Origin of the sequence: Occultella kanbiaonis (assembly GCF_009708215.1) — a bacterium.
GTDB classification, from domain to species: Bacteria; Actinomycetota; Actinomycetes; order Actinomycetales; family Beutenbergiaceae; genus Occultella; species Occultella kanbiaonis.
Map to the genome: position 1 here is coordinate 3,729,348 of NZ_CP046175.1, position 21,822 is coordinate 3,751,169.

Annotated in this window: 22 protein-coding genes; 7 read left to right on the plus strand and 15 right to left on the minus strand. The window is 70.1% G+C overall.

All coding sequences use genetic code 11. From position 1 onward, the window contains the following. The first annotated feature begins 38 nt into the window (after positions 1-38). Entirely contained in the window at positions 39-1,247 is a 1,209-nt protein-coding gene (locus GKS42_RS17190; RefSeq protein ID WP_154794938.1) for an amidohydrolase, read from the plus strand. A 46-nt stretch (positions 1,248-1,293) separates the two neighbouring features. Here GKS42_RS17190 and GKS42_RS17195 read toward each other — a convergent pair whose 3' ends face one another. After that, positions 1,294-1,683 carry a YccF domain-containing protein gene (locus tag GKS42_RS17195; RefSeq protein WP_154794939.1) on the minus strand — a complete coding sequence of 130 codons (390 nt, stop codon included), beginning with the start codon at positions 1,681-1,683 and terminating at the stop codon, positions 1,294-1,296. Between the two features lie 113 nt (positions 1,684-1,796). On the opposite strand from GKS42_RS17195, the gene GKS42_RS17200 reads away from it, so the two are divergent. The 3 genes from GKS42_RS17200 to trxA all read left to right on the plus strand — a co-directional run bounded on the left by GKS42_RS17200 (position 1,797) and on the right by trxA (position 3,590). After that, positions 1,797-2,417, plus strand: coding sequence for a pentapeptide repeat-containing protein (locus GKS42_RS17200; RefSeq protein WP_154794940.1), 621 nt, complete (start codon positions 1,797-1,799; stop codon positions 2,415-2,417). After that, positions 2,414-3,112: a YggS family pyridoxal phosphate-dependent enzyme gene (locus GKS42_RS17205; protein WP_154794941.1), complete on the plus strand. Its 699-nt coding sequence runs from the start codon at positions 2,414-2,416 to the stop codon at positions 3,110-3,112. The genes GKS42_RS17200 and GKS42_RS17205 overlap by 4 nt, the downstream gene beginning before the upstream one ends. A gap of 67 nt (positions 3,113-3,179) precedes the next feature. Continuing rightward, complete coding sequence (trxA, locus tag GKS42_RS17210) at positions 3,180-3,590, plus strand: thioredoxin (RefSeq protein WP_154794942.1); 411 nt, start codon at positions 3,180-3,182, stop codon at positions 3,588-3,590. Between the two features lie 19 nt (positions 3,591-3,609). Here the strand turns inward: trxA and GKS42_RS17215 are convergent, their stop codons facing one another. From GKS42_RS17215 to cimA, 4 genes are all read right to left on the minus strand, one after another. Then, positions 3,610-4,629 carry a diacylglycerol/lipid kinase family protein gene (locus GKS42_RS17215; RefSeq protein WP_154794943.1) on the minus strand — a complete coding sequence of 340 codons (1,020 nt, stop codon included), beginning with the start codon at positions 4,627-4,629 and terminating at the stop codon, positions 3,610-3,612. 8 nt (positions 4,630-4,637) lie between these two features. Next, entirely contained in the window at positions 4,638-5,687 is a 1,050-nt protein-coding gene (lplAB, locus tag GKS42_RS17220) for a lipoate-protein ligase LplAB (RefSeq protein ID WP_154794944.1), read from the minus strand. 9 nt (positions 5,688-5,696) lie between these two features. Continuing rightward, a complete protein-coding gene (locus GKS42_RS17225) occupies positions 5,697-6,521 on the minus strand; it encodes a hypothetical protein (RefSeq protein WP_154794945.1) in 825 nt (274 codons plus the stop codon). A gap of 177 nt (positions 6,522-6,698) precedes the next feature. After that, complete coding sequence (gene cimA, locus GKS42_RS17230; protein WP_154794946.1) at positions 6,699-8,306, minus strand: citramalate synthase; 1,608 nt, start codon at positions 8,304-8,306, stop codon at positions 6,699-6,701. Positions 8,307-8,612: 306 nt separating this feature from the next. On the opposite strand from cimA, the gene GKS42_RS17235 reads away from it, so the two are divergent. After that, positions 8,613-10,283, plus strand: a complete 1,671-nt coding sequence (locus GKS42_RS17235; RefSeq protein ID WP_154794947.1) for a bifunctional 3'-5' exonuclease/DNA polymerase — start codon at positions 8,613-8,615, stop codon at positions 10,281-10,283. Between the two features lie 7 nt (positions 10,284-10,290). Here GKS42_RS17235 and GKS42_RS17240 read toward each other — a convergent pair whose 3' ends face one another. From GKS42_RS17240 to GKS42_RS17250, 3 genes are all read right to left on the minus strand, one after another. Next, entirely contained in the window at positions 10,291-11,334 is a 1,044-nt protein-coding gene (locus GKS42_RS17240; RefSeq protein WP_154794948.1) for a DUF6318 family protein, read from the minus strand. A 736-nt stretch (positions 11,335-12,070) separates the two neighbouring features. Then, positions 12,071-12,775, minus strand: coding sequence for a hypothetical protein (locus GKS42_RS17245; RefSeq protein ID WP_154794949.1), 705 nt, complete (start codon positions 12,773-12,775; stop codon positions 12,071-12,073). Positions 12,776-12,840: 65 nt separating this feature from the next. After that, the gene (locus GKS42_RS17250) at positions 12,841-13,470 is read right to left on the minus strand and encodes a DUF6318 family protein (protein ID WP_154794950.1); all 630 of its coding nucleotides are present in this window, start codon (positions 13,468-13,470) and stop codon (positions 12,841-12,843) included. 138 nt (positions 13,471-13,608) lie between these two features. Between GKS42_RS17250 and GKS42_RS17255 the strand changes: the two genes are divergently transcribed. Beyond that, entirely contained in the window at positions 13,609-13,962 is a 354-nt protein-coding gene (locus GKS42_RS17255) for a VOC family protein (RefSeq protein WP_154794951.1), read from the plus strand. Positions 13,963-13,977: 15 nt separating this feature from the next. Here the strand turns inward: GKS42_RS17255 and GKS42_RS17260 are convergent, their stop codons facing one another. The 3 genes from GKS42_RS17260 to GKS42_RS17270 form a co-directional block, all read right to left on the minus strand. Continuing rightward, a complete protein-coding gene (locus GKS42_RS17260) occupies positions 13,978-15,078 on the minus strand; it encodes a branched-chain amino acid aminotransferase (protein ID WP_154794952.1) in 1,101 nt (366 codons plus the stop codon). Positions 15,079-15,186: 108 nt separating this feature from the next. Beyond that, positions 15,187-16,230, minus strand: a complete 1,044-nt coding sequence (locus tag GKS42_RS17265) for a 3-isopropylmalate dehydrogenase (protein ID WP_154794953.1) — start codon at positions 16,228-16,230, stop codon at positions 15,187-15,189. 142 nt (positions 16,231-16,372) lie between these two features. After that, positions 16,373-16,834 carry an ASCH domain-containing protein gene (locus GKS42_RS17270; protein ID WP_154794954.1) on the minus strand — a complete coding sequence of 154 codons (462 nt, stop codon included), beginning with the start codon at positions 16,832-16,834 and terminating at the stop codon, positions 16,373-16,375. A 128-nt stretch (positions 16,835-16,962) separates the two neighbouring features. Here GKS42_RS17270 and GKS42_RS17275 point away from each other — a divergent pair, with 128 nt between their 5' ends. After that, on the plus strand, positions 16,963-17,376 hold the full coding sequence (locus GKS42_RS17275) for a DUF4870 domain-containing protein (protein WP_210769206.1): 414 nt from the start codon (positions 16,963-16,965) through the stop codon (positions 17,374-17,376). Between the two features lie 16 nt (positions 17,377-17,392). On the opposite strand, the gene GKS42_RS17280 is transcribed toward GKS42_RS17275, so the two are convergent. From GKS42_RS17280 to GKS42_RS17295, 4 genes are all read right to left on the minus strand, one after another. Further along, positions 17,393-17,986, minus strand: coding sequence for a hypothetical protein (locus GKS42_RS17280; protein WP_154794956.1), 594 nt, complete (start codon positions 17,984-17,986; stop codon positions 17,393-17,395). Positions 17,987-18,137: 151 nt separating this feature from the next. Beyond that, positions 18,138-19,166 carry a ketol-acid reductoisomerase gene (gene ilvC, locus GKS42_RS17285; protein ID WP_154794957.1) on the minus strand — a complete coding sequence of 343 codons (1,029 nt, stop codon included), beginning with the start codon at positions 19,164-19,166 and terminating at the stop codon, positions 18,138-18,140. A 66-nt stretch (positions 19,167-19,232) separates the two neighbouring features. Next, entirely contained in the window at positions 19,233-19,757 is a 525-nt protein-coding gene (gene ilvN / locus GKS42_RS17290) for an acetolactate synthase small subunit (RefSeq protein WP_154796790.1), read from the minus strand. Positions 19,758-19,768: 11 nt separating this feature from the next. After that, positions 19,769-21,613 (minus strand): acetolactate synthase large subunit, encoded by a 1,845-nt coding sequence (locus GKS42_RS17295; RefSeq protein WP_154794958.1) that lies wholly within the window; start codon positions 21,611-21,613, stop codon positions 19,769-19,771. Positions 21,614-21,822: the final 209 nt, after the last annotated feature.

The following is a 21,822-nucleotide window of genomic DNA, read 5'->3' on the forward strand; positions in this document are numbered from 1 at the left end:
TCGCGCCCGGTCGGCCCCAGGTGGTACGACTTGTGGTCATGCAGACATCCTTCGTCACCAGCAGCACCGTTGCCATCACCGGTGGATACGTCGTCCCGATCGACGGCGATCCGATCGAGTCCGGCACCGTCCTCATCGTCGACGGCGTGATCCGCGCCGTGGGCGCACACGTGGACCTCCCCGAGGGCGCCGAGATCGTGGACGCGGCCGGCAGCTGGGTGCTGCCCGGCTTCGTGGAGCCGCACGCGCACCTGGGCGTGCACGAGGAGGCCGAAGGGCCGGCCGGTGACGACACGAACGAGATGACGAACCCGAACGGTGCGGCGCTGCGGGCGATCGACGCCATCAACATCGACGACCTCGGGTTCCGGGACGCGCTCGTGGGCGGGGTGACCGCCGCCGTCATCAAGCCGGGCTCGGGCAATCCGATCGGCGGGCAGTCCGTGGCCATCAAGACCTGGGGTGCGCGGACCGTGGACGAGCAGGCGTTCCGCACCGCGGTGTCCGTGAAGTCCGCGCTCGGGGAGAACCCGAAGCGGGTCTACGGCGAGCGCAAGCAGACACCCGCCACCCGGCTCGGGGTCGCGAAGGTCATTCGCGAGGCGTTCGTGGCCGCACAGAACTACGCGGCCGAGCGTGCCCGCGCCGCAACCGACGGCAAGCCGTTCGCACGGGACCTCGGCCTGGACACCCTCGTCGCCGTGCTCGACGGCGAACTCATCTGGGACCAGCACACCCACCGCCACGACGACATCGCCACCGCGATCCGGCTCGCCGAGGAGTTCGGCTACCGGCTGGTCGTCAACCACGGCACCGACGGCGCCCGGATCGCCGGCGTGCTGGCCGAGAAGGACATCCCGGTCATCTTCGGCCCGATGCTCACATCCCGGTCGAAGGTGGAACTACGCACCCGGGACATCGCGAACCTGGCCCGCCTCGCCGAGGCCGGCGTGCGGATCGCGATCACCACCGACCACCCCGTGGTCCCGATCAACTTCCTGGTCCACCAGGCCTCCCTGGCCGTGAAGGAGGGCCTCGACCGGGACCTCGCGCTGAAGGCCCTGACCATCAACCCGGCCCAGTTCCTCGGGCTCGACGACCGGGTCGGCGCACTGCGGGAAGGGCTCGACGGCGACGTGGTGATCTGGTCCGGGGACCCGCTCGACGTCTTCTCGCGCGCGCAGCGGGTGTTCATCAACGGGCGCGAGGAGTACTCGCTCGAGCTCGGGGTCCGCGAGCGGGACTGAGTCCCGATCCGTCCCGATTCCGGAGCGCGGGCTACGCCGCGCCGGGTCAGGACGCGAACGGCTCGTGCGTGGTGACGATCTCCCGGCCGAGCGGGGTCATCGAGATCGGGATGAGCTTCAGGTTGGCCCACCCCATCGGGATCCCGATGATCGAGATGAACAGCGGGATCGACGTGATGATGTGCCCGATCGCGAGCCACCACCCGGCCACGATGAACCAGATGACGTTCCCGATCCCGGAGATCACCCCCGCCGTCGGGCGCTTGACGACCTCCCGGCCGAACGGCCAGAGCACGTAGTTCGCGATCCGGAAGGACGCGATCCCGAACGGGATCGTGATGATCAGGATGCAGCAGATCACCCCGGCCACGGCATAGCCGACGGCCAGCCAGAACCCGGCGAAGACAAGCCAGATGATGTTCAGGATCGTGCGCACCCGGCCATTCTCTCATTCCCCGACACGGCGGCAGAGTAACTCCGGGACAGGGTGAGACCGGCCCGCCTGCCGGGCGCATGCCTGGGTAGGCTCCGCACGTGGACGATGCTGCGATGACCCCTGAGGAACTGTGCGGCGCGACGCTGTCCCACACCGATCTGGACGGCGCCGTGTGGATCGGCGCCGAGATCGACGAACTGGACCTCGACTCGGTCACCCTGCGCCGGGCCCGGGCCGGTGGCGGCACATGGGAACGGTGCCAGTTCACCGGCGTGGACCTGGCCGGCGCCGACCTCGCCGGGCTCACCACCCGGGACTGCGGGCTGGTGCGGACGTCCCTGAACGACGCCCGGCTGACCGGATCGTCGTGGCTGCGCTCGCGCTGGCGCGAGGTCACCGCCGAGGGCATCCAGGCGGACCTGCTCTCCGCGCACTCGGCCACCTGGACCGACGTGACCCTGACCGGCGGCCGGCTGCGCCAGGCGGACTTCTCGGACGCGACCATGCTGCGGGTCCGGTTCGTCGAGTGTGACCTGACCGAGGCCCGCTTCGCCGGGCTGCGTGCCGACCGGGTCTCCTTCACCGGGTGCGACCTCGCCGGTGCCACCGGCGTCGACTCGCTGCGGGGCGCCACCCTGGCGTGGTCGGATGCGACCTCGGTGCTGCCGTCGCTGGCCCAGCACCTGGGCATCCGATTGACCGAGGACCCCAGCGGCTCGAGCCCGCGCCGATGAGCGACGACGTCGCCGGTCTCGCCCGGGTGCGGGAGCGGATCGACGCGGCGGCCCTCGCCAACGGTCGCGCCGCCGTCGACGTGCAGTTGCTGCTCGCCGTCAAGACGGTCGACGCGACCCGGATCCGGGCGCTGCTGGAGGCGAGCGGCACCACCCTGATCGGGCAGAACCGCGCCCAGGAGCTCGCCACGACCGAGCCCGACCTGGTCGGTGTGGCGCACTCCTCGCATTTCATCGGGCACCTGCAGTCGAACAAGGTGAACGCGGTGCTGCGCTGGGCGGACTGTGTGCAGAGCGTCGACTCGACCAGGCTCGCCGAGCGTCTGGACCGAGCCGCGGCCGCGCGCGGCCGGGACCTCGACGTGTTCGTGCAGGTGAACACCTCGGGCGAGCCCACGAAGGCCGGGGTACACCCGGACGAGGCCACGGACCTGGCCGCCGTCGTCGGCGGCCTCGAGCACCTGCGGCTGCGCGGCTTCATGACGATCGGGGCCAACTCCCCCGAGACGGCACGGGTACGCGCCTCCTACGACGCCCTCGCGCGGGTGCGTGACCAGGTCAGCTCCTCGGGGCTGCCCGGCACCGCGGCCGCGCGTGAACTCTCCATGGGCATGAGCCGCGACCTCGAGGTCGCGATCGCCGCCGGAGCCACCATGGTGCGCGTCGGTACCGGGGTCTTCGGCGCCCGGGGCTGATGCGACGGCGGGGAATACCCAGGCTCCGCGGTCGTTGAATCTTGTGGACAGCCGACCAAGGAGAGCAATGCCCACCATCAACGTCACCACCGACGAGTTCGAGAAGACCATCAGCGACAACGACATCGTGCTGGTCGATTTCTGGGCGTCCTGGTGCGGCCCGTGCCGCCAGTTCGCGCCGGTCTACGAGAAGTCCTCCGAGAAGCACGGCGACGTCACGTTCGCCAAGGTGGACACCGAGGCCGAGCAGGCACTCGCCGCGCAGGCCGGCATCCAGGCGATTCCGACCCTGATGGCGTTCCGCGACGGAATCCTCGTGTTCAACCAGGCCGGTGCCCTGCCGGGCCCGTCCCTCGAGCAGCTCATCGAGGGCGTCAAGGGCCTGGACATGGACGCGGTCCGGGCCGAGGTCGCCAAGCAGCAGACCGGCGAGACCGAGGTGGGATCCGCGGACCCCACCGCCGTTCCGTCGAACTGACGTACCCGTCCCGAGCGCCTCAGGCGCTCGGGACCCGGATGCCGATGGCGCGCGGGCGAAGGGTCACCGTCACGGCGACGACCCGGCCGAATCCGTCGCCATCGAGTTGGATGCTCTGCGGTGGATCGAAGCGCGCCGTGAGCGAGCGGGCCCGGACGTAGGGCAGTACGCGCAGGTCGGGGGTTGCGCGCAGGACGGCCCGGCCATTCCTCGAGCGATGCAGGATCCCTCCGACCCCGAGGCGGGTTGCCACGCGCAGCCACTGCCAGAACCCGGTGGGGCGGAACAGCACCACGTCGAGGAGCCCGTCGTCGGCCCTCGCGTCGGGCAGCAGGACCATGCCGCCGGTGAGAGTGCCACAGTTGCCGACGATCACCGTGTGCGCCCGGATCGACTGTTCTCGCCGGGCGTCCACGCGGTAGTGCATCAGGAAGCGCTGGTTGCCCAGGACCGACCTGCTGATCGGGTCCACGTACGCGAGCCAACCGATCCGCCGCTTCAGCGCGCTGCTGGTGTCGGTCGCCATGCGTGCGTCCAGCCCGACCCCGGTCATCACGAGGAACGCGTGCGAGGTCGTGGACCCGTCATCGTGCTCGAGTGAGACCAAGCCGACGTCGATGGGGCGGGTGGCTCCGGTGAACGCGGTGCGCACGGCCGTCTCGATGTCACGCATCAGGCCCAGGTTGCGCGCGAGCAGGTTGCCCGTGCCCGCCGGCACCACGGCGATCGGGATGCCGCTCGAGTGCAGCTCCTCGGTGACGGCCCGGATCGTGCCATCACCGCCCGCGACGATCACGACGGCCGGGTCATGGACCACCGCGCGCGTCGCCGCCCGTTGCCCGGCATCGTCAGCGGTCGTCTCGAGCCAGACGGTCGGCAGCCACCCGTGCTGCTCCTGCGCCGACGCCACCGCGGACCGCAGCCGTGGGAGATCGACGTTCGTCGGGTTGACGATGACCACGGCCCGGCGTCCGGCCGCGGTGGCGCCCTCGTCGGAGACTCGGGCCGCCGCGACGTGCTGGGCGGGTGGGCGGCTCATGGCTGTGCTCAGGGCACGCGTTCGAGCCATTGAGCGGTCGCGAACTTCTCCGTCACCAGCTGCTCGGCGCGGGCGAGCTCTTCGGGCTTGAGCAGGCCGTCGACCGTGTCGTACCGGGCGCGGAAGTGGTTCTTCATCGACTCGATGATCGCGGCCCGGCTCATCCCGGTCTGCCGGCGCATCGGGTCGACCCGCTTGTTCGCGGACTTGGTGCCCTTGTCGGAGAGCTTCTCCCGCCCGATCCGCAGCACCTGGAGCATCTTGTCCGCGTCGATGTCGTAGGACAACGTGGCGTGGTGCAGGACGGTGCCGTTGGCGAGCCGCTTCTGGGCCGCGCCGCCGATCTTCCCGGTCGGTGAGGCGATGTCGTTCAGCGGGACGTAGTGGGCGTCCACGCCCATCTCGGTCAGGGCGCCGAGGACCCAGTCGTCCAGGAACGCGTAGGACTGCTCGAAGCTGAGCCCGTCCACGAGGCTGCCCGGCACGTACAACGAGTACGAGATCGCGTTGCCGGGCTCCATGAACATGGCGCCGCCACCGGAGATCCGGCGCACCACCTGGACGCCGAACTCGTCGGCCGCCTCCATGTCCACCTCGTTGCGCAGGGACTGGAACGAGCCGATCACCACGCAGGACGAGTCCCACTCCCACAGACGCAGGGTGGGACCGCGCCGACTGGCGGCCACCTCCTCCAGGAGCACCTGGTCAAGGGCGAGGTTCATGATCGGCGGGAGCGCCCGCGGGTGCACGACCTCGAAGGTGTGGTCGCTCCACCCGGACGCGCGCCCGAGGGCCCGCCGGACGGCGATCGCCACGGACTGCGGCGTGAACCCGATCATGTGCGCGTCCGCGGCAGCTGCCTCGACCAGCTCGGTCATCTGCGCGACGGTCGCGTCCTGGGTCAGGCCCGTCAGTGCGGCGTCGATGGCTTCGAGAGCCTCGTCGGGTTCGAGGAAGAAGTCCCCGCTGATCTCGACCCTGCTCAGCCTGCCCTCGGCGACCTCGACCTCGGCCGCCACCAGCTTGCCCTGCGGAACCTTGTATTCACCTCTGGTCACGTACTCACCCTAGGCGCCGCCCGGCTCGACGGCCTCCACCTGCGGCTCGCCACAACTGACCGACTGGGCGCTCGTGACCGCCGGATCGTCCGCCGTCGCCCCCTCGGCGACGACCTCGGACTCACCGTTGGACGCGGATGCACCCATGGCCTCGAGCAGGATCTCGGTCCGGGTCACCTCGAACGTCGCTCCGTCATCGTCGCTGACGGCGTTCAGGCCCACCAGGGCGAGCCCGTCGCCGAGGTCAACGCAGCCCACCCCGGTGCCGTAGCCGGTGAAGCCGAGGTCGAAGGTGTACTGCTCGCCCTCGTCGTTCTGGGTGGGGACGAGGGCGCAGTCCTGGATGGCGTACAGCGACACCGAGCGCCCCGTGTTCAACAGCACGATCGCCGAGCCGTCGCCCAGCCGCCCGGCGATCGCGGTCGCCGCCTGCGGCGCTCCGGCCTCGAAGGTGGTCGCGAACACCCCGCCCGCGGCGGTGGTGACGCCGAGGGTGCGGCCGTCGGCGTCCGAGAGCCAGAGCTCGTCGTCCTGCCCGTCGCCGTCGAGATCCACGGTGGGTACGGGGGTCGCGTCCGGCGGTATCTCGCTCGCGTCGGCCCCGACGGCGGGGCACCCCTCCGCGGTGGCGTCACCGCCGTCGGTGGTGCCGTCGCCGACCGCGGTGCCGTCGCCCGACGGCGCCGGCTCCGTCGTGCTCCCCGCCGAGCCGTCGCTGCCCGGCGGCGAGGTGGCGCCGTCGTCACCGGACGAGCCGCAGCCCGCGATCAGCAGGGTCAGGCCGGCGGCCAGAGCCGTGGCACGAGGCAGGATCGCGGTCCTGGTGCTGCGCATGTGTCCTCCCGCAGGGGCCACAGCCACCGGCCGCCGCCCCCGATCGGCGATGGTCGGTCCCTACCGGTCTAGCACCGGGGCACCGGGCGTGCACCTGGGGAAACGACGACGGACGTGACGACTCCCTGCAGATCGCACGCACCGCCGTCGGGCCTGCGACGACGGCGCCCGGTGCGCTCAGAGCGGGACCACGTCGTGGCGGACCAGTCCGTAGACGAGGGAGTCGACCAACGCCTCCCAGGACGCCTCGAGGATGTTCGGGCCGACCCCGACCGTGCTCCAGGAGTCCTGGCCGTCGGTCATCTCCAGCAACACCCGGGTGACGGCGTCGGTGCCGTGGGAGGAGTCAAGCAGCCGCACTTTGTAGTCGATCAGCTCGAAGTCCTCGATCGCCGGGTAGGCCGTCACCAGGGACTGCCGCAGGGCCGCGTCCAGGGCATTCACCGGGCCGTTGCCCTCACCGGTGGACACCACCCGGACGTCCCCGGTGTGCAGTTTCACGGTGGCCTCGGCGTTAACCTCGCCGGTCTGCTGGGTGTGCTCGACGATCGCGCGCCAGGACTCGGTGCGGAAGTAGGCGGGCCGGGTCCCCGCGATCTCCTCGCGCAGGAGGAGTTCGAACGAGGCGTCCGCGGCGTCGAACGTGTACCCGTTCGCCTCGGCGTCCTTGACCCGCTCGGTGACCCGGCCGAGCAGGTCGCTCTGGCCGCTGAGGTCGAACCCGAGCTCGCGGCCCTTCAGCTCGATGCTGGCCCGGCCGGCCATGTCCGAGACGAGCATGCGCATGTCGTTGCCGACCTTGCGCGGGTCGATGTGCTGGTACAGGTCGGGGTCCACGCGGATGGCGCTCGCGTGCAGACCAGCCTTGTGCGCGAACGCGCTCGCCCCGATGTAGGGCTGCCGGGCGAACGGGGCGATGTTGGTGATCTCGCTGACCGCGTGCGCGATCCGGGTGACCTCGGCCAGGCCCGCGCCGCCGAGGACCGGGATCTCCAGCTTCAGCTCGAGGTTCGCGACCACGGCGAGCAGGTCGGCGTTCCCGGTGCGTTCGCCGTAGCCGTTCACGGTGCCCTGCACGTGGTGGGCACCGGCGATGACGGCGGCCATCGAGTTCGCCACGGCGCAGCCGGAGTCGTTGTGGGCATGGATGCCGAGGCGGCCGTCGGTGCGCTCGCGCACCGAGGAGACGATGTCGAACACCCAGTCCGGCAGCATGCCGCCGTTCGTGTCGCAGAGGGCGACGACGTCCGCCCCGGCCTCGAACGCCGTCGTCACCGCGCGCAGCGCGTAGTCGGGATCGAACCGGTACCCGTCGAAGAAGTGCTCGGCGTCGACGATCACGCGGCGGCCTGCGTCGGTCAGGTAGGCGACGGTGTCCGCGATCATGGCGAGGTTCTCGTCGCCGTCGGTGCGCAGGGCGCGCTCGACGTGCCGGATGTCGCTCTTCGCGACGAGCGTGATCGTCGGCGCGGCGGAATCGAGCAACGCGCGCACCTGGGTGTCGGTGTGTGCCCGGCCGCCGGCCTTGCGGGTCGAGCCGAACGCCGCGAGCTCAGCGTTGGAGAACGTCAGGTCCTTCTCCGCGCGGGCGAAGAACTCCGTGTCCTTCGGAATCGCACCTGGCCAGCCGCCCTCGATGAACGTCACCCCGAGCTCGTCCAGGAGTGGGGCGATGGCCAGCTTGTCCGCGACGGAGAGGTTCATCCCCTCCTGCTGGGCGCCATCGCGCAGGGTGGTGTCATAGACGTGCACATCGGCGACGTCGGGCTTCGATGCGGTACTCATGTCGTCAGCTTCCGGGTGGTACGGGTCCTGCTGTTCTCCTCATCCTCCTCGCCCGGAACGGGGTGCCGCCCGCGCGGATCGGATGTCTGTGCTGCCATCGGCGTCACCGGGATGGTTGGCCCCGGCAACAAAAAGACCCCCCGGGGTGCGGGAGGTCTGCGCGTTCGCCGAGGCGACGAACGCGCTAATCGATAATCAGGACGCTGGTGGGCATCATTCGCTCATGATGTCACATCCGCGGGGCGAGAGCGCACACGGGCGCTCGCGCCGGACGAGGATGTCCGGGTGAGGTCATAACCTCAGGGGGTGGAGATCCTGGTCGCGTCCGAGGCGGGGACGCTGCACGCGCTCGCCCTGGACGACGATCTCGCGCCGACCCGCACGCAGCGGCTCGACCGGTCGGAGTTCGCCGCCTTCGCCGCGTCGGTCGAGCCCGAGCAGCCCCGGTGGGTCTGGGCGGACACGGCGGCCCTGTATCCCGAGCTGCTCCGCGACGACGTCCGGGTGCAACGCTGCCTGGACCTTCGCCTGTGCCACGTGATCCTGCGCCATGCGGCACCGGGTTCGTTCGAGGGGGACGACCTCTGGGACTCGCCGGTACTGGCCGAGGCGGACCCGACGCCGTCGCTGCTCGACGACCTCGAGGACATGGCCCGGCTCGGCGACGTCGGCCCCGAGGAGCTGCTCGCCGAACGGATCCGCCAGCGGGACGCCCTCGTTGCCGTGGCTGACCCGGGCCGGGTGCGCTTCCTCCTGGCCGCCGAGTCCGCCGGTGCCCTGATCGCCGCGGAGATCGCGCACGACGGGCTGCCCTGGGACCTCGAGGCCCACGATCGGATCCTGACCGACGTACTCGGGCCGCGACCCCGGCCGGGGATGCGGCCCAAGCGGCTCGAGGAACTGGCCGGGATCATCCAGGAGCGCCTGTCCGCGCCCCGGTTGAACCCGGACTCGCCGGTGGATCTGCTGCGCACCCTGCGCCGGGCCGGCCTCGACGTGAAGAGCACCAGCAAGTGGGAACTGCGGGAACTCGACCATCCCGTGGTGGAGCCGCTGCTGGAGTACAAGCGCCTGGCCCGCCTCCTGAGCGCGAACGGCTGGACCTGGATGGACTCCTGGGTGCGCCCGGGCACGCAGGATCGGCGCGGCCGGTTCTTCCCGGACTACGTCCCCGGCGGGGTGGTCACCGGCCGCTGGGCCACGAGCGGTGGCGGCGCCCTGCAGCTTCCGAAGCAGATCCGGGCGGCGGTCCGTGCCGATCCCGGTTGGAAGCTCGTGGTGGCGGATGTCGCCCAGATCGAGCCACGGGTGCTCGCGGCGATGTCCCGGGACGAGGCCCTCGCCGCGGCCAGCCGTGGCACGGACCTCTACCAGGGACTCGTGGACGCCGGGATCGTCGACACCCGGGCCCACGCGAAGGTGGCGATGCTTGGCGCGCTCTACGGGGCCACCACCGGTGAGGCGGGGCACCTCATGCCGCGGCTGCTGCGGGCCTATCCGCGCGCGACGGGTCTCGTCGAGGACGCGGCCCGCACGGGCGAGCGGGGCGGAGTGGTCCGCACCTGGCTCGGCCGCACGTCACCGCCACCGTCGGCGACGTGGCGCGAGGTCCAGGGCCAGGCGACCCAGCCGGACGCCGGGGAGTCCGCCGAGCGGCGTGCCCGGCAGCAGGCTCGCGACTGGGGCCGGTTCACCCGCAACTTCGTGGTGCAGGGCACCGCGGCCGAGTGGGCGCTCGTCTGGATGGCGGAGATCCGGCGCCGGCTGACGGCGATGACGAACGGCGCGGATCGTCCGCACCTGGTCTACTTCCTGCACGACGAGGTGATCGTCCACTCCCCTGCCCACCTGGTCGACGACGTCGCAACGGCGATCCGCGACGCTTCCGCGGAAGCGGGCCGGCTCCTGTTCACCGGGTTCGGCGTGGAGTTCCCGCTGGACGTGGCGATCGTGGAGCACTACGGCGAGGCCGAGTGAGGGCCGGTCACGGCAGCGCGACCTCCAGGACCACCCAGGTCCCGTCGAGGAACTGGGTCGTCACGACGATGCCGGCATGGACCGCGCTCGGCGCGGACGCGGTGGTGCCGTCGGCGTGGGTGATCGTGCGCCCGCCCTCCACCACGTCGATGGTGACCCGGTAGGTGTCGTCGACCTGTTCCACGTCCGCGCCGGCGGTCTCGACGCTGGCGGTGCCGCCGGCGAGCGTCGATCCCTGTGTGTGGAGGTCGTTCACGCTCGCGATCGCGCCCGTGCAGAACGCACAGTCCGGTCCGCTGATCGCCTCGAGCGCGGCCACCTCGCGGGCGAGGTGCGCATCGGAGTAGGTCAGGAAGAAGTTGGCCGCCGCGGCCACCGCGCCGGCTCGGCCGGCATCGTCCAGGTCCGCCGGCGGCTCGGCCAGCGGCGCGGCGAACGGCCCCGACCCGAAGCTCACGCCGTCGACCTGCCACCCGTCGGCGCCCCACACGACCGAGACCCAGAGCTCGGGGTAGCGGCCGTTGGCTTGCTCGACCTGACTCCCGTCACCAGAGATCCGGATGCTCGGCGCCTCCACGACATCCAGCTGCACGATGTAGCGCCCATCCGCGCCGTCCTCACCGCTGGTGAGGGCGTGCAGGATCTCGAAGTCACCGCCGGCGTTCCTGCCGCCCTCGGCGTGGAGCTCGGCGGCACCGTCCGCGATCTGCGCGCAGACGGCACAGTCCTCGGTACCCAGCGCCTCCCACTCGTCCAGGTCGCCCGAGGTGAACAGGTACGGGAAGAGGCTGATGAAGTACGACGCTGCCGCGACCGCACCCTCCGGTCCGGGGTCGTCCAGCGCGTCCGGGCGGACCGGTGGCGCAACGCCTTCGAGGGTGTTCTTCTGCCGGTCCTCGGCCTGGGCGACGGTGGCGTTCTCGCCGACCCCGGAGTCGGTCGGCTGACTCCCAGCGGGAGATCCTTCGCATCCCGGGACCAGGACAAGCGCGGCAAGGGCCACCACGGAGGTGACCGAACGGTGGATCCGAGCACTCGAGTTCGATGGCATGCTCGGACGGTAGTGACGGCGTCGCAGCCGTGTGCGAGGCCTGTGGATAACCCGGCGCCGCCGTGCTCGTCTGAGCCGGAGGGAGCGACGTGCAGGTGAGCTTGGCGCTTCCGCGGAAGCGCCGCCGGCGAGCCGCGTCACAAGACTCGCACCGATTCCACGGAGGCGGATCACGCTTCAGCGCTTCCGCGGAAGCGCTGAACGCTCCGCCACGCTCAAGGCACCAGGTTCGTCCCGGCAGGCTCCACGCGGAGCGGGTCTGACACCGCGACCGTCCTGGACGCCGTGCTCGGCGGAACAGGGGGCAGGGGTGTGCAGGTGAGCTTGGCGCTTCCGCGGAAGCGCGAGGTGGGCGGACGCTTCCGCGGAAGCGCGAAGTGGCCGGGTGCTTCCGCGGAAGCGCAAAGTGGCCGGGTGCTTCCGCGGAAGCGCAAAGAGCCCGAACGCTTCCGCGGAAGCGCTACCGGCGAGTCGCGTCGCAAGACTCGCACCGACTCCACGGAGGCGGACCACGCTTCAGCGCTTCCGCGGAAGCGCGAGGTGCCCGGACGCTTCCGCGGAAGCGCGACGTGGCCGTGCCGTGCTCGGCGGAGCAGGGTGCAGGGGCGTGCCAGGTGGGCTCGGCGCTTCCGCGGAAGCGCTACCGGCGAGTCGCGTCACAAGACTCGCACCGACTCCACCGGGGTGGGATCCGCGCTTCAGAGCTTCCGCGGAAGCGCTGAACGCTCCGCCACGCTCAAGGCACCAGGTTCGTCTCGGCGGTCTCCACGCGGAGCGGGTCTGAGACCGTGACCGTCGTGGCCGTGCCGTTCACCGCCAGCCACGGGCCGGTGCCGTTGATCTGAAACTCGCCCGACCAGCTCGTTGTGAGAGTGATCTCGACCGTCTCGGTCGTCGTGTAGACGTGGGTGAGGGTGTGGTCCGGGTAGCCGGCGCCCGCCTCCGTGGTGACCAGAGGGGCGGAGCCGTCGCCGAAGTCCCAGGTGAACTCGACGGGCGTCGCGCGCACCGCGACCGGTAGGCCCAGGACTGTGGTCGAGAACTCCTGGGTGGCGCCGTCCGTGAAGACGATCGTGTCCATATTCACAAGCGTCCACTCCCCCTGGGGCTGGAGATTGATCTCCGAGCCGGCCAGGAGCAGTCTCTGGAAGTCCGTGACGGTGAGCGTGAGCGCCTCGGTCGCTGGCACGAGTTCGCCATCACCGTTGCCAGCCTTGAATTTCATTGCCACCGTGCCGGACTCCGCCACCAGGGGGCAACCAATCGGTATCGCACTGAAGTCGCTGCCGGGCGGCGGGCAGTCCGGGTAGAGCGCGAAGATCTCCTCGACAGTCAGCGCACGGGCAATCGGCGCGGCCGGCTGATTGGAACCATTCGTCTCGAACTCGTCAGTTCCCACGAGTTCGATGACATCATCTTCTGCTCCGGCGTCGACTGCCACCGCAGGGCATGACGCGACGGCAAGCATGATGGCGCAAGCGACCGGCACAGCGAGTAGCCGACGAGTCACTGGTCACTCCCCGTGTTCAGCCCTTCGATCCTCCAACCGTCGGACGTGTAGAGCACCGAAATTAGGATCTCAGGGTAATCGCCACCGACGACCTCTTCGCGGCTCCCATCACCCGAGATTCGGACACTCGGTTCCTCGGAGATATCTAGTTGAACTAGATAGTGGTGACCCTCCCCGTATGGCCCTCCACCCGAGGAGTTCAGAATTGCAATCTCGCCGCCTGTTGTGCTCCCGTCGTCAGCGTGCAATGTCTCGACCTTCGACGAGATGTCTGCACAGAAACTACATTCCTCAGTGCGCATTTCATCCCAGACCGACAGGTCGCCCGTTGCGAAAACATACGGGTACAACTGCATGAAGTACGTACCGGCGGCCACGGCGCCTTCGAGACTCTCCTCGTCCATCGCAGCCGGCCGCTCTGGTGAGGGGAACTCGGTCGGCTCCTCCGTCGTCGGCTCCTCCGTGGTCGGCTCCTCCGTAGTCGGCTCATCGCTCGACTCGGTCGCCGACGTCGGCGGCTCGACGGGCTCCCCACCGTCACACCCGGCGACCAGCAGTACCAGGGCGAGGGCCGCCGTCGGGACGGACCAATGGCGCCGTCTCCCCCGCCACGACCCCCGCGTCATGGACCGACCGTAGTGAATCGACCCCGGATTCGGAAGTCCCTGTGGATAACCCAGGGCGGCGCTTCCGCGGAAGCGCCGGGCGCGTCGGCCCGCCTGTGCGGCGTATCGTCGAACGGCCCGAGCCGAACGGAGCCACCCATGACCGTCACCCAGTTCATCGCCGACCTCAGGGTCGACGATCTCGACGAGGCCCGGCGCTTCTACGTCGACGTGCTCGGCCTGACCGAACAGCCCTTGGGACTGGACTGGGTCACCCGATTCGTCGACCCCAGCACCGGTGCCGCCGTGCAGGTGCTGACCCGCGACGCGACCGCGCCCGAGGACCCCGCGGCGTCGGTGAAGGTGGACGACGTGCATGCCACCTACGCGTCGCTACGCGAGGCCGGCTACGAGATCGTCCACCCGCTCACGACCGAGCCGTGGGGCGTCGTCCGGTTCTTCGTCCGCACGGCCGACGGCACGGTCCTCAACATCGTCCAGCACCACGCCTGACCGCCGGACAGGGACTCAGACGAGCCGGGTCATCCAGCCGTAGGTGTCCTCGTGCCGTCCGTACTGCAGGTCGGTGAGCAGCCCGTACAGCTCGTTCGTGACCGTCCCGGCCGCCCCGTCACCGACGGTGAGGTCGAACCCGGTGCCCTTGAGCACACCGACGGGTGTGATCACGGCGGCGGTTCCACACGCGAAGACCTCGGTGATCTCGCCCGATGCCACGCCGGCCTTGACCTCCTCCAGCGTGATCGCGCGCTCGTGCACCTCGTGGCCGGCGTCGGTGACCAGCTGCAGGATCGACTGGCGGGTGACGCCCTCGAGGATCGTCCCGGTCAGCGCCGGCGTGTGCACGGCACCGTCGGCGGTGACGATGAACATGTTCATCCCGCCGAGTTCCTCGAGGTAGGTGTTCGTAGCCGCATCGAGGAAACAGACCTGCTGGCAGCCGTGCTCGTACGCCTGCTGCTGCGGGAGCAGGCTGGCCGCGTAGTTGCCGCCGCACTTCGCCGCGCCGGTGCCGCCCGGCCCCGCGCGGTGGTACTCCTCGGCCACCCAGATCGAGACCGGCGTGAAGCCCGACGTGAAGTACGGCCCGGAGGGCGAGGCGATCACCAGGTACTCCACCCGGCGCGCCGCCCGGACGCCGAGGAACGCCTCGGAGGCGAACATGTACGGCCGCAGGTACAGCGAGGAGCCGGGCGCGTTCGGCACCCACTCCATGTCCGTGCGGACCAGCTGCCTGATCGAGTCGAGGAAGTCCGCCTCACTCAGCTCGGGTAGCGCCAATCGCCGCGCGCTCTGTGCGAACCGGGCGGCGTTCGCCTCCGGCCGGAACGCCCAGACGGTGCCGTCCTTGTGCCGGTAGGCCTTCAGCCCTTCGAAGATCTCCTGCGCGTAGTGCAGCACCGCGGCCGCCGGGTCCAGGCTGAGCGGGCCGTACGCCTCGATGCGTCGGTCGTGCCAGCCCTGATCGGGGGTCCACGTCGCGTGGGCCATGTGATCGGAGAATACGGTTCCGAACCCCAGCTCGGTCAGCGCGGCGGCGCGCTCCTCACGGGTCCGGGGGTGCGACGTCGGCCGCACCTCGAAGGTCTCCTGTTGCGTGTCGTTACTCATCGTGCCTCTCCACCGTGGGGTTGCGAGTATGACGGTATCCCTACTGACCCGCTTCCGGCGTCAGTAGGGTGAGCGAGGCGCGCCCCGAACGGGGCGTGTCCGCCTCGCTCAGCCGGCTACTCGAGCGGCGAGGGCGTCGCCGATCTCAACGGTGGTGCGCGGCGAACCGTCGCGTGCGGCGATGTCCGCGGTGACCGCGTCGGAGATGCGCGTGGCCTGCTCGGGCAGGCCGAGGTGCTCCAGCAGCAGCGCGACGGACAGCACGGCCGCCGTCGGGTCCGCCTTGGACTGGCCGGCGATGTCCGGCGCGGAGCCGTGCACGGGCTCGAACATGGACGGGAATGCGCCGCTGGGGTTGACGTTGCCGGAGGCCGCGAGCCCGATGCCACCGGTGATCGCCGCAGCGAGGTCGGTGATGATGTCGCCGAACAGGTTGTCGGTCACGATCACGTCGAACCGGGCCGGGTCGGTGACCATGTAGATGGTCGCGGCGTCCACGTGCGCGTAGTCGACGGTGATCTCCGGGAACTCCGCGGCCACGGCGTCCACGGTGCGCCGCCACAGGTGGCCGGCGTTGACGAGCACGTTGTGCTTGTGCACCAGCGTGAGCTTCTTGCGGGGCCGGGCCTGGGCGCGCGCGAACGCGTCCCGCACGACCCGCTCGACGCCGAACGCGGTGTTCACGCTGACCTCGGTCGCGATCTCGTGCGGCGTGCCCACCCGCAGCGCCCCGCCGTTGCCGGTGTAGGGGCCCTCGGTGCCTTCACGCACCACCACGAAGTCCACGTCGCCCGGGTTCGCGAGCGGCGTCGGCACCCCCGGGTACAGGCGCGAGGGGCGCAGGTTCACGTAGTGGTCCAGCGCGAACCGGAGCTTGAGCAGCAGACCCCGCTCGAGCACCCCGCTCGGCACGGTGGGGTCCCCGACTGCGCCGAGCAGGATCGCGTCGTGCGTGCTGATCGCGGCGAGGTCGTCCTCGGTGAGCGTCTCGCCGGTCTCGTGCCAGCGCTTCGCGCCCAGCTCGAACTCCGTGCGCTCCACGGTGACGTCGCTGCCGGCCAGGACGACGTCGAGGACCTTCAGACCCTCGGCGACCACCTCGGGTCCGATTCCGTCACCTGCAACGACTGCGAGCTTGATGGTTCGTGCCATGGTTCGTAGCCTACCCATCGATCCCACGGTATGGACATGCTGTCTCGCATGCTGACCCGAGGGTGATGGTTGCGTCACGTGTTCAAGGGCCGACGGCGGGGGTCGCGTCGCGTCGTGAACACCCCCGACGGCGCGGGGTGGGTCAGGCGGACGGCGTGCGCCGCTTCGGCGGCTTGGGGTAGACGGCCTCGAAGCGCTCGGCGAGGACCTCGGTCCCGTTCGGCAGGGGGTCGCCGCCGGGCGTCAGCCCGGCCTCCGCACCGACACCGCCGCCATCGCCGACCGCCTGCCGCACCACCGCGGTGGTGCGGATCAGTACGCGGGGCTCCCCTCCGCCGTCGAGCAGGATGGAGAGGTCACCGATGTCCGGGGCGGGCTCGTCACCCAGGTCGGCCACGGTCACGACGATCGACGTGCGCGTGCCCGCGAGCACCTCGGCCACGAACTCGTCCGCAGTGGAGCGGTCGTCGGAGAAGGACCACGCGGGTGGCGGGATCGTGTCCCGCGGCGCCTGCCCGACGAACAGCTCGAGCCGGGTGACCTTGCCCTTGAGCCGGGCCACGCGCCAGAACCGGTCGATCGCGTCGTCCTGCTCGGTGTCCATCCGGCCAGTCTGCCGTACCCGTCGGCGCCCCGATCACACCCGCGGACGAGACGCGCTCCGACCTGCGACGTATCGACAGGGTGGCGTGGATGCGGAACGCTGGGTTGACCATCGTTGAAGGAGTGCCCGTGAGTCAGAACCCGCCGTACACGCCGCCTCCCGGCGCCCCGTACCAACCGCCCGTCAACGACAGTGGCAACAAGACGATCGCGATCCTGGCGCACCTGTCCCCGATCATCGCCATGGTCCTGTCCGCCGGACTCATCAGCTTCCTGGGACCGCTGCTGGTGTGGCTGATCTGGAAGGACCGGGGACCGCTGGTCCGCAACGCCGCCGCGAGCGCGTTCAACTTCAACATCACGGTGTGGGTGGTGACGATCATCGGGTGGATCTGCTTCATCACGATCGTCCTGATCCCGCTCGCGATCGTTCTCTGGGCCGTCGTCTGGATCGCCCAGATCGTGCTCTCGATCATCGGCGCGATGCGAGCCAGCAACGGCGAGGTTTACCGCTACCCGTTCCAGGTGCCGATCCTGAAGTGAGTGCCGGGCAGCCGGCTCAGACGGTGCCGGTCGCCCGCAGCGGGAGCAGGATCAGCAAGGCGGCCCAGCTTCCGATGCTGAGCCAGAGGTTCACGGTCAGCATGCCAACGGTCTCGCCGATCGCGGGCGGCACGAACCACCGCGCCCGGTCGAAGGACTCGATGTGGTCGTTGACGTGGTCCGGGATCCTTATCACCCGCCAGAGCGCGCGCAGGCGGCGCATCAGCCGCAGGCCGCCGCGCTCGGCGAGGTCGGCGATCCGCGCCAGGATCTCGAACGAGACGTCCATGAGGTCGAAGAGCCCGGTGAACTGCGTCGCCAGTTCGGCCCTGTCCTCGGCGGCCCGCCAGTACTGCCGGACCCGGTGCAGGAACAGGACCGAGAACACGGCGCCCGCGAGCGCCAGCGCGAGCAGGATCAGTCGGGTCCAGCCATCGGCGCCGACCGCGATCCAGGCGATCCCGATCAGCGGCACGACCGGTACCAGGCCGTACAGGACGGCCGGGATCCGCAGGATCCGGAGCGCCACGGTCAAGGGCCCGGACACCTGCGCGGCCGCCTCGTAGGCGGCCGTCCGCTCCGGATCGCGCTCCGACACCGACTCAGTCATGGGCCGAATCCTAGCCAGCCCGCCCCGAACGCATGAGACCGGACACCCGCCCGGGACCGCCCCTTCGGAAAGGGCGGTCTCGGGCAGTGGTGTCCGGTCTCAGTGGCGAGCAGGCAGCGTCAGCGGCCGCTCGTGCCTCGGGTCAGCTCCGTCAGCGGCCGGCGCTGCCCTCGGTGTAGTCCGCGTCGGAGGGCTTCACCCACGCGAACAGCTTGCGCAGCTCGCGGCCGGTGGCCTCGATCGGGTGCGCCTCGCCCTTGGCGCGGGCGGCCTTGAACTCCGGGGCGCCGGCGTCCTGGTCGTTGATGAACCGCTCCGCGAAGGCACCGTTCTGGATGTCGCCGAGTACGGCCTTCATGTTCTCCTTCACGTGCGGGTCGATCACGCGCGGGCCGGAGACGTAGTCCCCGTACTCGGCGGTGTCGGAGACGCTCCAGCGCTGCTTGGCGATGCCACCCTCGTACATGAGGTCGACGATCAGCTTCAGCTCGTGGAGCACCTCGAAGTAGGCGACCTCAGGCTGGTACCCGGCCTCGGTCAGGGTCTCGAAGCCGTACTGCACCAGCTGGGACGCGCCACCGCAGAGGACGGCCTGCTCACCGAACAGGTCGGTCTCGGTCTCCTCGGTGAACGTGGTCTTGATGCCGGCGGCGCGCAGTCCACCGATGGCCTTGGCGTAGGACAGGGCGAGCGGCCACGCGTTGCCGGTCACGTCCTGCTCGACGGCGACGATCACCGGCACCCCGCGTCCGTCCGCGTACTCGCGGCGGACCAGGTGACCCGGGCCCTTGGGGGCGACCATGATGACGTCGACGGTGTCCTTCGGCTTGATGTAGCCGTAGCGGATGTTGAAGCCGTGCCCGAAGACGAGCGTCGCGCCGTCGGCCAGGTTCGGGGCGATCTCGTCCGCGTACACGTGCCGCTGCACCTGGTCCGGTGCGAGCACGACTACGACGTCCGCCTCCTTGACGGCGTCGGCGACGCCTCGGACCTTCAGGCCCTCGTTCTCTGCCTTCTCACGCGAGGGCGAGCCCTCGCGCAGACCGACGCGCACGTCCACGCCGGAGTCGCGCAGGTTCAGCGCGTGGGCGTGACCCTGGCTGCCGTAGCCGATGACGGCGACCTTCTTCGCAGCGATCAGGGACAGGTCGGCGTCGTCGTCGTAGAACAGCTCGGCCACAGTGGGTCTCCTTCGTTGAATTGCTGATTGTTCGGTTCGGGGTGATCTGGGGTGGGGCGGGGGCGCTCAGGCGGAGCGCGCGATCCGCTCCAGGGCACGGTCCGTCATCGAGCGGCCGCCGCGGCCGATGGCCACCGTGCCCGACTGGACGATCTCACGGATCCCGTGCGGTTCGAGCGCCGCGAGCAGCGCCTTGAGCTTGTCCTCGCCGCCGGTGGCCTCGATCGTGACGGCCTCGGGGCTGACGTCGACCACGTGGGCACGGAACAGCTCGACGACCTGCAGCACCGCGGTGCGGGAGGCGTCGTCGGCCTTGACCTTGACCAGCAGCAGTTCACGCTGGACGGAGGCGTTCGGGGCCAGTTCCACGATCTTGAGGACGTTCACCAGCTTGTTGAGCTGCTTGGTGACCTGCTCGAGCGGGTTGGACTCGACGTCGACCACGACCGTGATCCGGGAGATGTCCGGGTGCTCGGTGGGACCGACGGCGAGGGAGTGGATGTTGAAGGCTCGCCTGGCGAACAGGGCCGAGACGCGGGTGAGCACGCCGGGCTTGTTCTCGACCAGGACGGAGAGCGTGTGTCGGGACATCGTCTTCTGCCTCACTCGTCACGATCGAACGCCGGGCCGATGCCCTGCGCGTACTGGATGTCGTCGTTGCTCACGCCGGAGGGCACCATCGGCCACACCATGGCGTCGCGGCTGACCACGAAGTCCACGACCACGGGGCGGTCGTCGATCTCCTGCGCCTTGCGGATCGTCGCGTCGACATCCTTCGCGTTGTCGCACCGCAGGCCCACGCACCCGTACGCCTCGGCGAGCTTGACGAAGTCCGGGATCCGCGCCGTCTCGTGGCCGGTGTTCAGGTCCGTGTTGGAGTACCGCTGGTCGTAGAACAGCGTCTGCCACTGGCGGACCATCCCGAGCGAGGAGTTGTTGATGATTGCGACCTTGATCGGGATGTCGTCGAGGGCGCAGGTGGCCAGTTCCTGATTCGTCATCTGGAAGCAGCCGTCGCCGTCGACCGCCCACACGGTCTTGTCCGGGGCGCCGACCTTCGCGCCCATCGCCGCCGGCACCGCGTAGCCCATGGTGCCCAGCCCGCCGGAGTTGAGCCACGTGCGCGGGTGCTCATAGCGGATGAACTGCGCCGCCCACATCTGGTGCTGGCCGACCCCGGCCGCGAAGATGGTCTCCGGGCCGGAGATCTCGCCGAGCCGGGAGATCACGTACTGCGGGGCGAGCAGGCCGTCCTCGGTGGGCGACCAGCCGAGCGGGTAGGTGGCGCGCAGCTCGTCGATCGTGTGCCACCACCCCTCCAGGTCCGGCTTCCCGTGCTGGGTCTGCTCCTGGGCGAGCTCGACGGTCAGGTCCGCGAGCACGTCCTTGAGGTCCCCGACGATCGGCACGTCCGCGAACCGGTTCTTGGAGATCTCGGCGGGGTCGATGTCCGCGTGCACGACCGTGGCACCCGGCGCGAAACTGTCCAGCCGGCCGGTGACGCGGTCGTCGAACCGGGCCCCGAGGGCGACCACGAGGTCCGCCTTCTGGAGTGCGGCCACCGCGGGGACGGTGCCATGCATCCCGGGCATCCCGACGTTCTGCGGGTGCGAGTCGGGCAGCGCACCACGCGCCATCAGCGTGGTGACGACGGCTGCACCGGAGAGGTTGGTCAGCTCGATCAGTTCCGCCGAGGCGTTCGCGCGGATCACACCGCCGCCGACGTACAGCACCGGACGGCGGGCGGTCGCCAGCAGGCGGGCCGCTTCCTTGATCTGCTTGATGTGCGGCTTGGTGATCGGGTGGTAGCCGGGGATGTCCAGATCGGCGGGCGGCCAGGTGAAGGACGTCTCCGACTGCATGGCGCTCTTGGCGATGTCCACCAGCACCGGGCCGGGGCGGCCGGTGGAGGCGATGTGGAACGCCTCCGCGATCCGGGCCGGGATCTCACTGGGATCGGTGACCAGGAAGGAGTGCTTCGTGATCGGCATCGTGATCCCGACGATGTCCGCCTCCTGGAAGGCGTCCGTCCCGATCAGGGAGGCGCCGACCTGGCCGGTGATCGCCACCATCGGCACCGAGTCCATGTGCGCGTCGGCGATGGGCGTGACGAGGTTGGTGGCGCCGGGCCCGGAGGTCGCCATGCAGACCCCGACTCTTCCGGTGGCCGCCGCATAGCCCGCGGCGGCGTGGCCGGCGCCCTGCTCGTGGCGGACCAGAACGTGGCGGATCGAGGAGTCGAAGAGCGGGTCGTAGACCGGGAGGATGGCGCCACCCGGGATCCCGAAGATGACGTCGGCACCGACGGACTCCAGGGACCGGACCACCGAGGCGGCCCCGGTCATCACCTCACCGACGACCGCGGGCGCGGCATTCGGTGTGGCTGCTGCCAGCGCCGGCTTGGGCGGCTGCGAACGAGGCGGCGTGGGATGCGGCACGTGTGCCATCGCTCCTCCTGTGCTCTCTCTTGCATGGGTGTGGGCAAACAAAAACCCCTCGTGCCCAGGGGGCGGTCGAGGGGTGCGCGCTCAGTGCGGGATCGTCGATCAGACGGTCGCGTGAGCGCGCCCGGTAAGTACTACGACGATCGCCGAACTGAACATGTTCCAGATAGTAGCCCCGGCTCGCGCGATCCGTCACATCCATCCGGGTCATG

Coding starts and splice junctions, on each gene's coding strand:
- GKS42_RS17190 (WP_154794938.1), top strand. CDS start 39: ATGCAGACATCCTTCGTCACCAGCAGCACCGTTGCCATCACCGGTGGA.
- GKS42_RS17200 (WP_154794940.1), top strand. CDS start 1,797: ATGACCCCTGAGGAACTGTGCGGCGCGACGCTGTCCCACACCGATCTG.
- GKS42_RS17205 (WP_154794941.1), top strand. CDS start 2,414: ATGAGCGACGACGTCGCCGGTCTCGCCCGGGTGCGGGAGCGGATCGAC.
- trxA (WP_154794942.1), top strand. CDS start 3,180: ATGCCCACCATCAACGTCACCACCGACGAGTTCGAGAAGACCATCAGC.
- GKS42_RS17215 (WP_154794943.1), bottom strand. CDS start 4,629: ATGAGCCGCCCACCCGCCCAGCACGTCGCGGCGGCCCGAGTCTCCGAC.
- GKS42_RS17225 (WP_154794945.1), bottom strand. CDS start 6,521: ATGCGCAGCACCAGGACCGCGATCCTGCCTCGTGCCACGGCTCTGGCC.
- cimA (WP_154794946.1), bottom strand. CDS start 8,306: ATGAGTACCGCATCGAAGCCCGACGTCGCCGATGTGCACGTCTATGAC.
- GKS42_RS17240 (WP_154794948.1), bottom strand. CDS start 11,334: ATGCCATCGAACTCGAGTGCTCGGATCCACCGTTCGGTCACCTCCGTG.
- GKS42_RS17250 (WP_154794950.1), bottom strand. CDS start 13,470: ATGACGCGGGGGTCGTGGCGGGGGAGACGGCGCCATTGGTCCGTCCCG.
- GKS42_RS17255 (WP_154794951.1), top strand. CDS start 13,609: ATGACCGTCACCCAGTTCATCGCCGACCTCAGGGTCGACGATCTCGAC.
- GKS42_RS17260 (WP_154794952.1), bottom strand. CDS start 15,078: ATGAGTAACGACACGCAACAGGAGACCTTCGAGGTGCGGCCGACGTCG.
- GKS42_RS17265 (WP_154794953.1), bottom strand. CDS start 16,230: ATGGCACGAACCATCAAGCTCGCAGTCGTTGCAGGTGACGGAATCGGA.
- GKS42_RS17270 (WP_154794954.1), bottom strand. CDS start 16,834: ATGGACACCGAGCAGGACGACGCGATCGACCGGTTCTGGCGCGTGGCC.
- GKS42_RS17280 (WP_154794956.1), bottom strand. CDS start 17,986: ATGACTGAGTCGGTGTCGGAGCGCGATCCGGAGCGGACGGCCGCCTAC.
- ilvN (WP_154796790.1), bottom strand. CDS start 19,757: ATGTCCCGACACACGCTCTCCGTCCTGGTCGAGAACAAGCCCGGCGTG.
- GKS42_RS17295 (WP_154794958.1), bottom strand. CDS start 21,613: ATGGCACACGTGCCGCATCCCACGCCGCCTCGTTCGCAGCCGCCCAAG.